Genomic DNA, 13495 nt, shown 5'->3' with positions numbered 1-13495 from the left:
TCCTAAGCTCTTTTATTCACGCCAAACCAAAAGTAAAGGCTTTTTGTTTGGGTGAGTTTAGGTAAAAGGGCTTGATAAATCCCTTGCGTGCCTATAATAGCGGTGATAATAGAGGCCAAAATCCCAATGCCTGTGGTGAGAGCAAAGCCTTTAATCGCTCCTGTGCCATAAGCGTATAACAACACTGAAGCGATCAAGGAAGTGATATTGGAATCAAAAATCGCCCGACTCGCATTGATATAGCCTAAATGGATCGCCTTAGCGATGCCCTCATTCTCTCTTAAGACTTCTCTAATGCGCTCATTGATAATGATATTAGCATCCACGGCAATCCCCACGGTTAAAACAATCCCCGCCATTCCCGGTAAAGTCAGCGTAGCTCCAAAAATCGCCATGACCGCCACAATCAAAAAAAGATTGACCACTAACGCCAAACAAGCGATCACCCCCGCCATGGAGTAATAAAGCACCATAAAGCCCATCACTAAAATAAAGCCCCCAATGAGGGCGATAATGGAAGTTTTAATGCTGTCTTTCCCTAAGCTCGGGCCTATAATCCTTTTTTCTAAAACCTGAATGGGAGCGCTCATCGCTCCACTCCTTAAAGCGATCGCTAAATCGCTCGCTTGAGCCACGCTAAAATTCCCGCTAATTTGCCCGCTCCCCCCACCAATACGCTCCCTGATCACCGGGGCTGAATAAACCTTATTGTCTAAAACGATCGCCATGCGTTTGCCCACATTCGCGCCTGAGAAATCCCCAAAAATCTTAGCCCCTTGTGCATCCAGCGTGAAGCTCACCACCGGCTGGTTGTTTTGATCATACACCACTTTCGCATCTGTAAGCATTTCGCCATCTAAAATGGGGATCGCTTTGAGTAAGATTTTACCCCCCATTTCCACATCCGATAACAACACACTGCCTAATTTTTGAGCCTCTAAATCCGTCATTTTCATCGCATCTTTATTGTGTTCTTCATCCACTGCCATCATCTGCAAATGAGCGGATCTTGAAATCAAGTCTTTAGCGCGCCGTTCTTCTTCTAAAGTCTTAATGCCGGGCAATTGCACCGAAATTTCTTCTTTACCTTGCTGGATGACTACAGGCTCTGCCAAACCAAATTGATCCAAGCGGTTACGAATGATCCCTATCACTTGCAAAATCGTGTTTTTACGCAATTCTTCTTGCTCTAAAGGGGTGAGCTTCACGCTATAAAACTCCGCTTCTTTTTTGATTTCAAACTGGCTATGACCTTGCAATTCCACTAAAAGCGCGTCTAATTTTTTCGCCTCATCTTCATCTAAAAGCTCAAAACTGATCCCTTCTAAACTGGATTTAATGTCTTTAAGCAAGATATTTTGCTTTTTAGCGTTGTATTCTAAAGCGGACGCCAAGCTTAAATACTTGTTTTTTAAAGCCTCATCGGTTTGCACCCCTAAAAGCATGTTCAACCCCCCCCTTAAATCCAAACCTAAAGTGATTTTAGGGCCTTTAGTCTCTAGTAAAGAAGGCACAGAAAACCCTACCCCTAAAAGAAGCGCGCAAATAAAAACGATTAAACGAGGGTTAAAAAGTTTCATTCAGTTGTTATTTGGCGTTGTTTCAAAGTTTTAGTACCAGATAATTTTGCCGAGATTTCTTCTCTGCCTTGTTGGATAACTATAGGCTCTGCCAAACCAAATTGATCCAATTCGTCTAATTTGAACGCTACATAGTTTTTAGAAAGTTTAGCGGTGGTGTCATCATTGAGCTTCACGCTAAAAAAATTCGCTTCCGCTTTAAGCACCTCAACGATGAACCCTCCTTGAGTAACGATTTTATCGCCCTTAGTCAAGCCCTCTATCATTTCTTTGTGCTTTTTTTGTTGCTGGCGTTGCGGGCGAACGATCAAAAAATAAAAAATAAGAAACAACACCACAAGGGGTAAAAGCGTCGTTAGAATGTCTTTAATTTGTCCCATTTAATTTCCTTAAAAGATGTTTTAATCTCAAATTATAGCATTTTTCACTATTTCTTTAAAGCCGCTCTTTTATCTAGCGCGAATAAATACAAAGCCCCTATGATCCCAGAAATCAAAGATCCGAGTAAAATCGCAATTTTTGCCACTTCCATAGCGTCCTCATGCTCGCTCGTGAAAGCCAGATTAGAAATAAACATAGACATGGTAAAACCAATCCCTGCTAAAAGCCCAGCCCCTAAAATATGCCACCAGCTGATGCCTTTAGGGCGCGCGGTGATTTTGAGCTTTTCGCTTATAAAAGTGATTAAGAAAATCCCTAAAGGCTTGCCCAAACAAAGCCCTAAAATAACCCCTAAAAGCACCTTATCCACTTCTAAATTGATGCTAGAATCAACGCTCACCCCAGCGTTTGCAAACGCGAATAAGGGCATGATGAAATACCCGCTGATGGGGGCTAAAAAATGCTCCAATCTTTCTAAGGGGCTTTGTAAAGCGCTCGCTTTTTCTTCAATGGAATGCAAGATTTCTTGCTGCTCTTTGGTCAAAAGCGCTCCTGAACTCGTTTCTGCGTATCGCTTGCCCAGTTCCAAAAGCTCTACATTTTTAGAATCTTTAGGGATCTTCACCGGTATCATAAAAGCTAGAACCACTGCAGCGATCGTTGCATGGATACCGCTTTGATGCACGCAAAACCAAAGCAACACCCCTAAAAGCAAGTAAGGGATGAGCGAGCGGACATTCAAGCGGTTCAATACCGCTAAGATAAGAACCACCCCTAAAGCCCCTAAAAGCCATGCGAATTTTAAATTCGTGGTATAAAAGAGCGCGATCACGATAATAGCTCCCAAATCATCAGCCACCGCTAGAGTGATTAAAAAAACCTTTAAGGCGGTTGGCACCCTCTTACCTAAAAGCATGATCACGCCTAAAGCGAACGCAATATCTGTCGCCATAGGGATCCCAAAACCATGCTGAGAGGGCGTATCAGCGTTAAGGAAAAAATAAATCAATCCTGGGGCTATCATGCCCCCAAGAGCCGCAATCACAGGGAAAGAAGCTTTTTTGAAACTAGATAATTCCCCAAACAACAATTCTCGCTTGATCTCTAAGCCTATCATTAAAAAAAATAACGCCATTAAAACATCATCAATCCAGTTGTGCAAACTAAAGCCGATAAAAAAATCCCCTATTTGAAACCCAAAAGGGGTGTGCCATAGTGCAAAATAACTTTCTTTTAAAAACGAATTAGCCACCACCATCGCTAAAACGGCGTTCAAAAAGAGGAAAATCCCTCCAAAAGATTCGCTTTTAATGAAGTTTTTAAGCGTCAAACTGAGCGCGTTTTCTGTTTTTTTGAGATTCATAGACAACCTTAAAATTTTTATTTTCAAACCCATAATTTTTCAAGCAGTCTTTTATGAGCGTAAATAATGCCCGCTTGTATCTTAAAATGGGGGGCTTGAGTTTGCAAAAACGCAGCGTAATGAGACACTTGCACTTTATGGCTTTGCTGGTAATTTTGAGAGCTTTTATAATCTAAAACATACAAATTTTGCCCCTTATCCCACAATAAAACATCAATCCTAGACACAACCCCTTCAAATAAAAAAGCCACTTCGCCTTTTAAGGCATAATTTTTAAAAAGAGTTTGTATCTCTGCATCGTTTTCAAAAAGCTCTAAACTTTCTTCTAACGCCTGATAATCCAAACCATAAAAACCATGATGGTAGTTTAAATATTCTAAAACGCTTTTTTTAGGAATGTTGTAAGCGTATTGGTATTCTAATCCCTTGTGCAAAGCGATACCAAAATTGATCGCTTCCTGGTCGTTATTCTTTTCATAATCGCTCTCTGGCTCTTCTTCTATCTCTTGGACTTGCTCGCCATAGGCATGGGGTTTGATTAACACGCTTGCGATTAAAGGCTCTTTTTGTGGAGAAATAACCGGCATAATTTCCCCCTCTTCTAAAGGCACAAGATCCAATTGTTCGCGCATTGTTTTGTTTTTGCTTTCTTTTTTGCTTTCTTTTTTGTCTTTGGCCACGACAATCAGCCCTAACTCAGCCCTAGTGAATGCGACATAATACACATTAATTTCTTCATGATCTTTGGCCGCTTCTTCTTTGTCTAAAGCCCTAGCGTAATCTTTATCCACGACCTCACGATTTTTCATTCTGTAATAAAGGCGCGCAAGCTCTGTGCCGTTATATTCTTCAAGGAGTTGATTGGAGTGATTTGAATTAGGATTGCCCAAGCGTTCGCACACGATCACATAAGGGAATTGCATGCCTTTAGATTTATGGATGGTCATGATCTGTGCACCTTTTGGATTGAAAGAAGCGATCTCTTTAGCCTCTAATTTTTCTAAAAAATCATTGGCGTCTTCGCACCCAATGGCCAATTCCAAACAGCTTTGTGCAGGCTCTTCATAAAGTTTAAACTGCTCCATAATTTTCCACACAAAGCTTGCCACGCTCTCTTTTTTAGGGTTAAAACCAGGTAAAGCGATCACATCATCATGCAAGTATCCGGCGAGTTTTAAAACGCTGTGCTTATAAAAGGGCTTGTAAGGTTCTTCCGCTAAAGCGTATTCTAAAGCGTTCTTAATGATCTTAGATTCTACCAATTGAGACAATCTCGCGCTAGATTCCGTGCTTGGGCGAATGTCGCTCAAATTCTCTTGCAAATAATTTTTGATTTCTAAAGCGTCATCATTAGTGGCGCATAAAATGGTAATGTTTTTAGGATCAATACGATGTTCTAAAAGGTTTTGAGCTTCTTGTAAGACCTGATTTAATAACAATTCTCTTTCATCAGCCACTAAAGAGACTTTAACATAGCCGTCTGTAGCATGTTTATTTTGAGAAGCTTTAGGGTATTTTTGCTCCAAATAAGCGGTGGGGGAATTTTGATAAGCTTTTTTAAAAATGGTGTTCACATAATTAATGATTAAAGGTGCACTGCGGTGGTTGAATTGTAAATTATCGTGGTAAAAATCCTTAGAAACGCTTTCAAACAAAGAGCTAAAACTCCCCCTAAAGGCATAAATGCTCTGCTTGACATCGCCCACAAAAAACACGCTCCTGTGCCATTTAGCTTGCCCTATCCCAGCTTTAATCTCATCAATAAAAGGGGCTAAAATCTTATAATCGTTCAAACTCGTGTCTTGAAATTCATCAATCAAAATGTGCGCGATCTTGCTGTCCAACCTGAAATAAAAAAACTCCGCCGGCATCTCTTCATAACCATTCAATAAGGCATGGACTTTATCTTTAATCGCATCAAAATCTAGGGCTTGGATTTTAGAAGTGGCGTTATCATAAAGTTGGATGAATTTAGGGAATTTTTTAAATATTGCGGTTTCTTTGGCTTCATAATAGCGTTTTAAATCGTTTTCAATCTCTTCGCATTCGCTCTCTAAAGTGGGGATTTCACTTTTAAGTTTTTTGAAAGATTGATATTCGCTCTTTTTTTCAAGCCAGGTTAAAGAGCTGTTTAAAAATCCCCTAAAACTATCGCATTTAATGGCTGTTTTAGCCCTATCTGACGCTGTTTCTATGCTTTGAATTTGGTTGTTTAAGCTCCTTAGTTTTTCTAAAAAACCCTCTTCATCAAATGCAGGTTCTTTCTTATTAGGATCAAATAAATAGAGCTTGTTTTTTAAAAAACGCAACCGCTCTAAAATAGAATCGCTTGTGTAACTCTCATAACTTAAGCATTGGACGATAAAAGCGCTCAATTCTTCAAGCTGTTCGCTGTTTAAAGTGCTCAAAAAACTCTCATTAAGCTGTCGTTGGTGCACTTCTGTGTCTTCATTGACTTCAAAATTCGCACTCAACCCCACAAACCAGCAAAATTTCCTTAAAATGCTTTGAAAAAACGCATCAATAGTGCTGATTCTGATTTCAGCGTTTAAAAAGCGTTGGTAGATTTTTGGAGCGCTATTTCGCACTAAACTAGGGTCTAAATGGTATTTTTCTTCTAATTCTTTTAGGATATTTTGGGATTTTTCTTTTTCATTTTCAAGGTTTTCTTGTTGCAAAATTTTTAAATAGTCTAAAATACGCTCTTTCATTTCGGCGGTGGCTTTTTTAGTGAAAGTGAGCGTTAAAATCTCGCTAGGATTAGCCCCCTTAAACAACAGGGCCAAAAACCGCACGCTCAAAGCGAAAGTCTTCCCGCTCCCTGCTGAAGCCTTTAAAGCCATGCATTGTCTTTTTGTATCCATTGAGTTCTATCCTAAAATTCTATTTTGTCTTTATTATAACCTAAAAGCCTTTTTTACTTAAGCTAAAAAACCTTAATCTTTTGCTATAATCATAAGGTTTTGTCGTTTTTTCTATCATTTTAATAGGAACAAGGCAAAGACAGCGTCAAATTCACACATGCTAATCCTTGTATTTAGGTGTTCTTAAGAATTTAAGAATCAAATGAGCATGGAGGAAGAGAACCAAAATAACTTTAAGGAGCGTATTCATGGTAACCATGAAAGATTTATTAGAATGCGGTGTGCATTTTGGACACCAAACAAGGCGTTGGAACCCTAAAACCAAGAAATTCATTTTTGGCGTTAGGAAAAATATCCATATTATTGATTTGCAAAAAACCTTGCGCTACTTTAGATACACTTATAATATCGTGCGCGATGCGAGCGCTCAAGGCAAGAGCATCATGTTTGTAGGCACTAAAAAACAAGCCAATGAGACTTTGAAAGAATTTGCTGAAAGCATTCAAGTCCCTTATGTCAATTACCGCTGGCTTGGTGGCATGCTGACTAATTTTAGCACCATTAGAAAATCGGTGAGAAAATTAGAAATCATTGAAGAAATGGAAAATAGCGGTCAAATTGATCTATTGACTAAAAAAGAAAAACTCATGATCTTAAGGAAAAAAGAAAAGCTGGATAAGTATCTTGGCGGGGTGCGCCACATGAAAAAAATCCCTGATATGATTTTTGTGATTGATGTGGCTAAAGAAAAAATCGCTGTCGCTGAAGCGAGGAAACTCCATATCCCTATCGTGGCTCCTTTAGACACTAACTGCGATCCTGATTTAGTGGATTACCCCATTCCTGGAAATGACGATGCGATCCGCTCTATTAGGCTATTTTGTAAAGAAATGAGCGAAGCGATTTTAGAGGGGCGAGAACTCATGCAAGAAGAAATCGTCCATGCGGATGAAAATAGCGAAGAGATAGAGTTCGTGAGCAATGAAGAAAAAGAAGAAATGCTCGCTGAAATCCAAAAAGAAATCACTCAAGGAGCCGAATAATGTCAGGAATTAGCACTCAATTAGTCAAAAAATTAAGGGATTTAACCGATGCGGGCATGATGGATTGCAAAAAAGCCCTTGTGGAAGTGGCTGGGGATTTGCAAAAGGCCATTGATTTCTTGCGCGAAAAAGGCTTGAGTAAAGCCGCTAAAAAGGCCGATAGGATCGCTGCTGAAGGCGTAGTCGCTTTAGAAGTAGCGCCTGATTTTAAAAGCGCAATGATGGTAGAAATCAATAGCGAAACGGATTTTGTGGCTAAAAATGAGGGCTTTAAGGAATTGGTGAAAAAAACTTTAGAAACGATCAAAGCCCACAATATCCATACCACAGAAGAACTGCTTAAAAGCCCGTTAGACAACAAGCCTTTTGAAGAATATTTGCACTCTCAAATCGCTGTGATTGGTGAAAACATTTTAGTGAGAAAAATCGCTCATTTAAAAGCCCCTAGCTCTCATATCATCAATGGTTATGCGCATTCTAACGCTAGAGTGGGCGTGTTAATCGGTATAAAATACAATAATGAGAAAAACGCTCCAAAAGTGGTGGAACTAGCCCGAAACATCGCTATGCATGCTGCAGCGATGAAACCTCAAGTGCTAGATTGCAAAGACTTTAGCCTTGATTTTGTCAAAAAAGAAACCTTAGCCTTGATCGCTGAAATTGAAAAAGACAACGAAGAGGCTAAACGATTGGGCAAACCTTTGAAAAACATCCCCACTTTTGGGAGTCGCATTGAATTGAGCGATGAAGTTTTAGCACACCAAAAAAAAGCTTTTGAAGACGAATTGAAAGAGCAGGGCAAGCCTGAAAAAATCTGGGATAAAATCGTTCCTGGAAAAATGGAAAGGTTTATCGCTGATAACACCCTTATTGATCAACGCCTGACCCTTTTAGGGCAATTCTATGTCATGGACGATAAAAAAACTATCGCTCAAGTGGTTGCTGATTGTTCCAAAGAGTGGGATGATGATTTAACAATCACTGAGTATGTGCGTTTTGAATTGGGCGAAGGCATTGAGAAAAAGACAGAGAATTTCGCTGAAGAAGTGGCTTTGCAAATGAAGTGAGATTTTAGAAAACAACCTTTAAAGGTTGTTTCTTCTAACTTTTCAACTTTCTTTATTTAAAATTTTCCATTTTAAGGTGCTTAAAATTTTTGTAATTTTCAATCTCTATGCTTTTAATCATTTAAATTCGCCTTTTAGTTAGCTTGAATTGATGCCACTAGACATCGGTATAATTGCTCTAATTTTACATTATTTTGATTAAATTTTGAACGCTCACCTGTTGTAAACCTTGCGTTTAAATTATAATAGCAAGCTAATCCGCATTCTTTTTGATTTAAGGGTTAGTTTTGATTGTCTTTCTAGGGATCATGCAAATCTCATTTTATTTAATTGGGATCAATCTAACTTAAACAGATTTTTTCTAATCTGTCCTCTAAATTTGGCCTTAATGCCACAGAGCCGGCAACTTAAGACTCCTTTTTGGAGTTTGGGTTAAAAAGAGCCTTTTATTTTATTTTAAAGCGGTTTTTTTCCAAAGCGTTTTGAATCGCAATAGAGGGCGATAGATAATTGTAACGCACTAAAATTTCGGTGATTTCTTTAAAAATGGGGGCTGCAATCTTGCTAGCGTAATACTCTTCCTTGCCATGCGAGCCTAAGATAACCACGCCGATAGTAAAAACCTGCCTTTCATCTTCAGCGAACCCAAAAAAAGAGCTGTTATAGGACTCCGCGCTATAACTCCCGTTTTTAGCAACCCTAGCCGTGCCTGTTTTGCCCCCTATGTATAGCCCTTCAAATTGAGCGTTTTTACCTGTGCCATAACGCACCACTTTGATTAAGGTTTCTTTCATTTTCCTAGCGCTTTTTGGGTTGATGACTTGAAAGGTGGGTTTGGGGCTAGGGATGTAAATATCGCCATTAGGGGCGGTTTCTCGTTGCACTAAATAGGGGGTAGTCAATTTGCCTTCATTAGAAAACACCGCATAAGCCCTTAAAAGCTGCAAAAAGTTGCGTTCAACCCATAGCCATAAGAGACGCTCCCCTTTAACACTTCACGCTTGAAAGCGGACAAAGGAGGGATCTTTCCTGTGGCTTCTAAGGATAAATCAATGCCGGTTTTTTGAGAAAATCCATAACCTAAAAGCCCGTTATAGAAATCCTCTGGGTTGAGACTTTTGCTGATTTTTATCATGCCCACATTGCTAGATTGGATCAAAACGTCTTCCACAACGGCTTTTTTACTGGGGATAAAGTCGTCTTTAATGGTGTATTTTCCTAATTGGTAATAACCATGGTTTAAATCAATGCGCTCTTTAGGGTTAATCAAATTTTTATCTAGTAGCAAGGAATAGACAATAGGCTTAATCGTGCTGCCCGGCTCAAAAACCTTTTCGGCAACGCTCAAATTCAAGCTTTCATAATCGCTGGTTTTAATGGCGTTAGGATTGAAGCGCTTGCTTGAAGCTAGCGATAAGATTTCCCCGCTTTTAGGGTTGATAATGCCCACCAGGATTTCTTTAGCCCTGAGCTTGTCTTTAGTTTTATCCAGTAGGGTTTCAATTTCTCTTTGGAGTTTTAAAGGAATACTCAAATACACCTCATAGCCATCAAGCCGTTCGATCTCTGTGTAAGAGTGGTTTTGAATGAAATTAAAACTCACGTCTCTTTTGCCTGATCTTATGCCATTTTGTTGGGCTTTAAGCAAATGATTTTGAGATTTTTCAACGCCTTTTTTACCGGTAGTTAAAGTGAGCTTGTCTTCTTCTTGTTTTTGCACATAGCCAATGATGGGCTCTAGGCTATTTTGATAAGGGTAATGCCTAGAAACGCCGCTCACTTCAATGTTTAACCCTTGCTTTTGCCACACTTTATCGTGCGCGTCTTTGAAATTTTGAAAAACCCCAAAGGCTAAAAATTTCTTATTCAAGTCTCTAATATTAGCGGCCATATTGGGCGTGAGATTGTAAGCTAAAATCGTGTAGCCTTTCGTATTGAGCGCGTCTTTTAGGGACTCTTTAGGGATATTGCTATAAATAGAAAGGAAATCAATAAAAAAATCTTCTTTATTTGGGTTTAAAAACCTTGTATCAAAGCCCAGTTTGAAAAGGGTTTGTGAAGTGGCCAGGCTGTAGTTGTCTTGACTATAAATAGTCCCCCTAGTAGCGGTGTCTTGTTTGATCATCACCAAAGTGGGCATGTTGGCTTGCGCAAAAAAAGCTTTTTTAAAAGCGACCATTAAAAAAATAAAAAAAAGCAATAAAAAGATTAAGGCCGTAACCATGCCCTTGTATTTTTGGGTTTCTAAAAATTGCTCTGGGTTGAAGTTGGGATCAATGTTTTTATTATCCATGAACGCTTACTTGAAAATGGCGTAGCGTTGGATTTTCACAACGCATGAGAGCATGAATTTTTGATGGCAAAATCCGTTAAAATGGGGTGTAGCAACAACAAACCCTCTCTTTAAAAAAGACCAAGCGATCATTTAAAGAGACGCCACTTAAGAGATTAGATCTGCGTTCTCAAAAGTTCTTTATAAGCGCTGATCGCTTTGTTACGCACTTCAAGCATGAGTTTCATGCTCGTTTCGGCCTTCCCTATGGCGATAGCCGCTTGGTGCAAGTCTTTGATCTGCCCTGTCGCCATATCCGCTAAGGCTTTATCAGACTGCTCTTGAGTGTTGTTAAGCTCATTGATAGATTGTTTCAAGAGTTTAGAAAACTCCCCACCTTTTTGTTCTTTAAAGGCGTTACCTGATTCTTCTCTTTTAGTCCTGTTGTCCGTGTTAAGCTCAGAGAAAGGACTCAATAAGCTTTTATCATTGTGTATGGCTTGCATAGAACCTCCTTAAGCTCTTTTTTAAAAATTTAACTCTATTAAATATCTTATTCATTTCTATATTCTACTGATCTTTGGCTAATACTACCTAAATTTCCTTATACTACCATAAATTGCTGAAAATGTTCATGTTTGTAACATGCCAATCGCGTTTTGCGCCATGTTTTTAGCGCTTTGGAAAGCCGCGACATTAGCCTGATAGGCTCTAGTCGCTTCCACTAAGTCCGCCATTTCAACCACCGCATTCACGTTGGGGTAAGCCACATAGCCTTGAGCGTTAGCGTCAGGGTGGCTGGGATCGTATTTCATCAACGGCTCGCTATCATCGCGCACAATCTTATCCACCACCACGCTTGTGATAGGGATTAAGGGGTTATCATCGCCTTCATCTAAAGGGTCTTCATAGGGGGTGATTTGATTGTTTTGGGCGATTTTTTGGTTTAAAATCTCGTTGAAATCAAAAGCCCTAAACACCGCTTCTTGCCTCCTATAAGGGCCTCCTTCGCTCGTGCGCGTGGTGTTAGCGTTAGCAATATTAGAAGAAATCAAATTAGCTCTTAAGCGTTGGGCGGACAAGCCATAACCGCTAATATCAAAAGAAGATAAAAACATGCTTTCCCTTAACTATAAATTCTTACTAGAGTCAATGGCGTAATTGATCACGCCTCGATACTTTTTTAAGGCTGAACTCAAGGCTAAATACATGGTAGAGTTCTTGCCCATTTCACTCGTTTCAATGTCTAAATCCACGCTGTTGCCATCATTTTTAGCCAAATGCCCGTCTCTAAAAAAAAGGTTCGCCCCATTTTTAGCGCTATTTTCAAAGTCTAAATGCCTAGGGTTAGTGTGGGCTAAAGGCAAAACTTTACTGGATTGGTTTTCAAAAATTTCTGCTTTTTTCTTTGCTAAAACGCTTTCAAAATCCAAATCCTTTGGCCTGTAAAAAGGGGTATCCACGTTAGCGATGTTAGAAGCGATCATATCTTGCCTTAAAGCCCTATAATCTAACGCTTTATAAACCAATCCAAACGCTTTAGAAAAATCCATCAAAACCCCTTTTTTAAACCCTTGCAAATTAATAACATGCAAAAAGCATTCCAAAATCAGCCCGCTTCTCATCAAAGAATGCGATCAATTTCAAAGCATGCTTAAGCTTGAGCGATAAGCCAATTCAGAGTCATTATAGTGTAAAATACCCCTAAAATACCTTAAGAGAACGCCTATTCAAAAACCAAAATAAGGAAATCCTAATGACTACAGACAGAAACCTGTTTTTTTGCGCTTCGCTATTGACTTTTTTGGGGGTATTGATGAGCTATTCGCTCTCAACTTACACCACAGTGGTGCTGTATCATTATGGAGAATTCCATTTTTTCATACGCCAGCTTTCAAGTGCGATCATAGGGATTGTTATCATGTGGGGGTTGTCTCGGGTTGATCCTAGCAAGTGGTTTAGCCGTTTGGGGTTTTTTCTTCTTTTTATCCCACCATTACTCATTATTGGCATGTTTTTTTTGCCAGAAAGCCTTTCTAGCAACGCAGGGGGGGCGAAGCGCTGGATTCGTTTGGGGTTTTTCTCTCTAGCGCCTTTGGAGTTTTTAAAGATTGGTTTCACCTTTTTTCTTGCGTGGAGTTTGTCTCGCACCTTTGTGGCAAAAGAAAAGGCTAATGTTAAAGAAGAACTGATCACTTTTGTGCCTTATTCGGTGGTGTTTGTAGCCTTAGCGATTGGGGTAGGGGTTTTGCAAAACGATTTGGGGCAGATTGTTCTTTTGGGGGCGGTTTTAGCGGTGTTGTTGGTCTTTTCTGGGGGGAGCGCGCATTTGTTTGGCTTGATTATTTCAGGGGCGTTTGCGATCAGCGTTTTAGCGATTGTTACAAGTGCTCATAGGATTTTGCGCCTGAAATTGTGGTGGTCTAATTTGCAAAATTCGCTTTTCACGCTTTTGCCGGATAAATTAGCGAACGCTCTTAGAATAAGCGACTTGCCCGAATCCTATCAGGTCTTTCATGCAGGCAATGCCATGCATAATGGGGGGTTGTTTGGGCAAGGGCTTGGGCTTGGGCAAATCAAGCTTGGGTTTTTGAGCGAAGTGCATACGGACATGGTCTTAGCTGGGATCGCCGAAGAATGGGGTTTTTTGGGGTTATGCGTTTGTTTTATTTTGTTTTCTGTTTTGATTGTTTTGATTTTTAGGATCGCTAACCGCTTGAAAGAGCCAAAATATTCGCTATTTTGCGTGGGCGTGGTGTTGCTCATCAGTTTTTCTTTGGTGATCAACGCCTTTGGGGTGGGCGGGATTTTTCCGGTTAAAGGTCTAGCGGTGCCGTTTTTGAGCTATGGAGGGAGTTCGCTTTTAGCGAATTGCATCGCTATAGGGCTTGTTCTAAGCCTAGCGCGATACACGAAGGGCTAAAA

General features: G+C 39.9%; 11 protein-coding genes and 1 pseudogene. 3 read left to right on the top strand and 9 right to left on the bottom strand.

Annotation, left to right across the window (positions count from 1 at the left end):
* Nucleotides 1-2: 2 nt before the first annotated feature.
* From secD to D2C78_01425, 4 genes are read right to left on the bottom strand one after another with little or no spacing between them, the layout of a single operon-like run.
* Nucleotides 3-1580 carry a protein translocase subunit SecD gene (secD, locus tag D2C78_01440; GenBank protein ID QEF34755.1) on the bottom strand — a complete coding sequence of 526 codons (1578 nt, stop codon included), beginning with the start codon at nt 1578-1580 and terminating at the stop codon, nt 3-5.
* Nucleotides 1577-1960, bottom strand: coding sequence for a preprotein translocase subunit YajC (yajC, locus tag D2C78_01435; GenBank protein QEF34754.1), 384 nt, complete (start codon nt 1958-1960; stop codon nt 1577-1579). Before yajC ends, secD begins: the two co-directional genes overlap by 4 nt.
* A 47-nt stretch (nt 1961-2007) precedes the next feature.
* Entirely contained in the window at nt 2008-3324 is a 1317-nt protein-coding gene (nhaA, locus tag D2C78_01430) for a sodium/proton antiporter NhaA (protein ID QEF34753.1), read from the bottom strand.
* Nucleotides 3325-3347: 23 nt separating this feature from the next.
* Nucleotides 3348-6188, bottom strand: coding sequence for a RecB-like helicase (locus D2C78_01425; protein QEF34752.1), 2841 nt, complete (start codon nt 6186-6188; stop codon nt 3348-3350).
* Nucleotides 6189-6436: 248 nt separating this feature from the next.
* On the opposite strand from D2C78_01425, the gene rpsB reads away from it, so the two are divergent.
* Together rpsB and D2C78_01415 are read left to right on the top strand one after the other, a co-directional pair.
* Nucleotides 6437-7231 (top strand): 30S ribosomal protein S2, encoded by a 795-nt coding sequence (gene rpsB / locus D2C78_01420; protein ID QEF34751.1) that lies wholly within the window; start codon nt 6437-6439, stop codon nt 7229-7231.
* Nucleotides 7231-8298, top strand: a complete 1068-nt coding sequence (locus tag D2C78_01415) for an elongation factor Ts (GenBank protein QEF34750.1) — start codon at nt 7231-7233, stop codon at nt 8296-8298. The genes rpsB and D2C78_01415 overlap by 1 nt, the downstream gene beginning before the upstream one ends.
* Before the next feature lie 446 nt (nt 8299-8744).
* On the opposite strand, the pseudogene D2C78_01410 reads toward D2C78_01415, so the two are convergent.
* The 5 genes and pseudogenes from D2C78_01410 to flgB form a co-directional block, all read right to left on the bottom strand.
* Nucleotides 8745-10591: pseudogene (locus D2C78_01410) on the bottom strand (penicillin-binding protein 2).
* Nucleotides 10592-10597: 6 nt separating this feature from the next.
* A complete protein-coding gene (locus D2C78_01405) occupies nt 10598-10723 on the bottom strand; it encodes a transcriptional regulator (protein QEF34749.1) in 126 nt (41 codons plus the stop codon).
* Between the two features lie 23 nt (nt 10724-10746).
* On the bottom strand, nt 10747-11076 hold the full coding sequence (gene fliE / locus D2C78_01400) for a flagellar hook-basal body complex protein FliE (GenBank protein ID QEF34748.1): 330 nt from the start codon (nt 11074-11076) through the stop codon (nt 10747-10749).
* 126 nt (nt 11077-11202) lie between these two features.
* Nucleotides 11203-11688: a flagellar basal body rod protein FlgC gene (flgC, locus tag D2C78_01395; GenBank protein QEF34747.1), complete on the bottom strand. Its 486-nt coding sequence runs from the start codon at nt 11686-11688 to the stop codon at nt 11203-11205.
* Between the two features lie 12 nt (nt 11689-11700).
* Entirely contained in the window at nt 11701-12123 is a 423-nt protein-coding gene (flgB, locus tag D2C78_01390) for a flagellar basal body rod protein FlgB (GenBank protein QEF34746.1), read from the bottom strand.
* Nucleotides 12124-12326: 203 nt separating this feature from the next.
* Here flgB and D2C78_01385 point away from each other — a divergent pair, with 203 nt between their 5' ends.
* Complete coding sequence (locus D2C78_01385) at nt 12327-13493, top strand: cell division protein FtsW (protein QEF34745.1); 1167 nt, start codon at nt 12327-12329, stop codon at nt 13491-13493.
* Nucleotides 13494-13495 lie beyond the last annotated feature (2 nt).

It is taken from the genome of Helicobacter pylori (assembly GCA_008032935.1).
GTDB lineage: Bacteria > Campylobacterota > Campylobacteria > Campylobacterales > Helicobacteraceae > Helicobacter > Helicobacter pylori_CX.
Note: the sequence above shows the minus strand (reverse complement) of the source record. Positions and strands in the feature narration are given on the sequence as shown.

Excerpts from the sequence above, each read along its gene's own strand:
- flgB (QEF34746.1), bottom strand. The coding sequence starts at position 12,123 with ATGGATTTTTCTAAAGCGTTTGGATTGGTTTATAAAGCGTTAGATTAT.
- D2C78_01405 (QEF34749.1), bottom strand. The coding sequence starts at position 10,723 with ATGATCGCTTGGTCTTTTTTAAAGAGAGGGTTTGTTGTTGCTACACCC.
- secD (QEF34755.1), bottom strand. The coding sequence starts at position 1,580 with ATGAAACTTTTTAACCCTCGTTTAATCGTTTTTATTTGCGCGCTTCTT.
- yajC (QEF34754.1), bottom strand. The coding sequence starts at position 1,960 with ATGGGACAAATTAAAGACATTCTAACGACGCTTTTACCCCTTGTGGTG.
- D2C78_01425 (QEF34752.1), bottom strand. The coding sequence starts at position 6,188 with ATGGATACAAAAAGACAATGCATGGCTTTAAAGGCTTCAGCAGGGAGC.
- fliE (QEF34748.1), bottom strand. The coding sequence starts at position 11,076 with ATGCAAGCCATACACAATGATAAAAGCTTATTGAGTCCTTTCTCTGAG.
- flgC (QEF34747.1), bottom strand. The coding sequence starts at position 11,688 with ATGTTTTTATCTTCTTTTGATATTAGCGGTTATGGCTTGTCCGCCCAA.
- D2C78_01385 (QEF34745.1), top strand. The coding sequence starts at position 12,327 with ATGACTACAGACAGAAACCTGTTTTTTTGCGCTTCGCTATTGACTTTT.
- D2C78_01415 (QEF34750.1), top strand. The coding sequence starts at position 7,231 with ATGTCAGGAATTAGCACTCAATTAGTCAAAAAATTAAGGGATTTAACC.
- nhaA (QEF34753.1), bottom strand. The coding sequence starts at position 3,324 with ATGAATCTCAAAAAAACAGAAAACGCGCTCAGTTTGACGCTTAAAAAC.
- rpsB (QEF34751.1), top strand. The coding sequence starts at position 6,437 with ATGGTAACCATGAAAGATTTATTAGAATGCGGTGTGCATTTTGGACAC.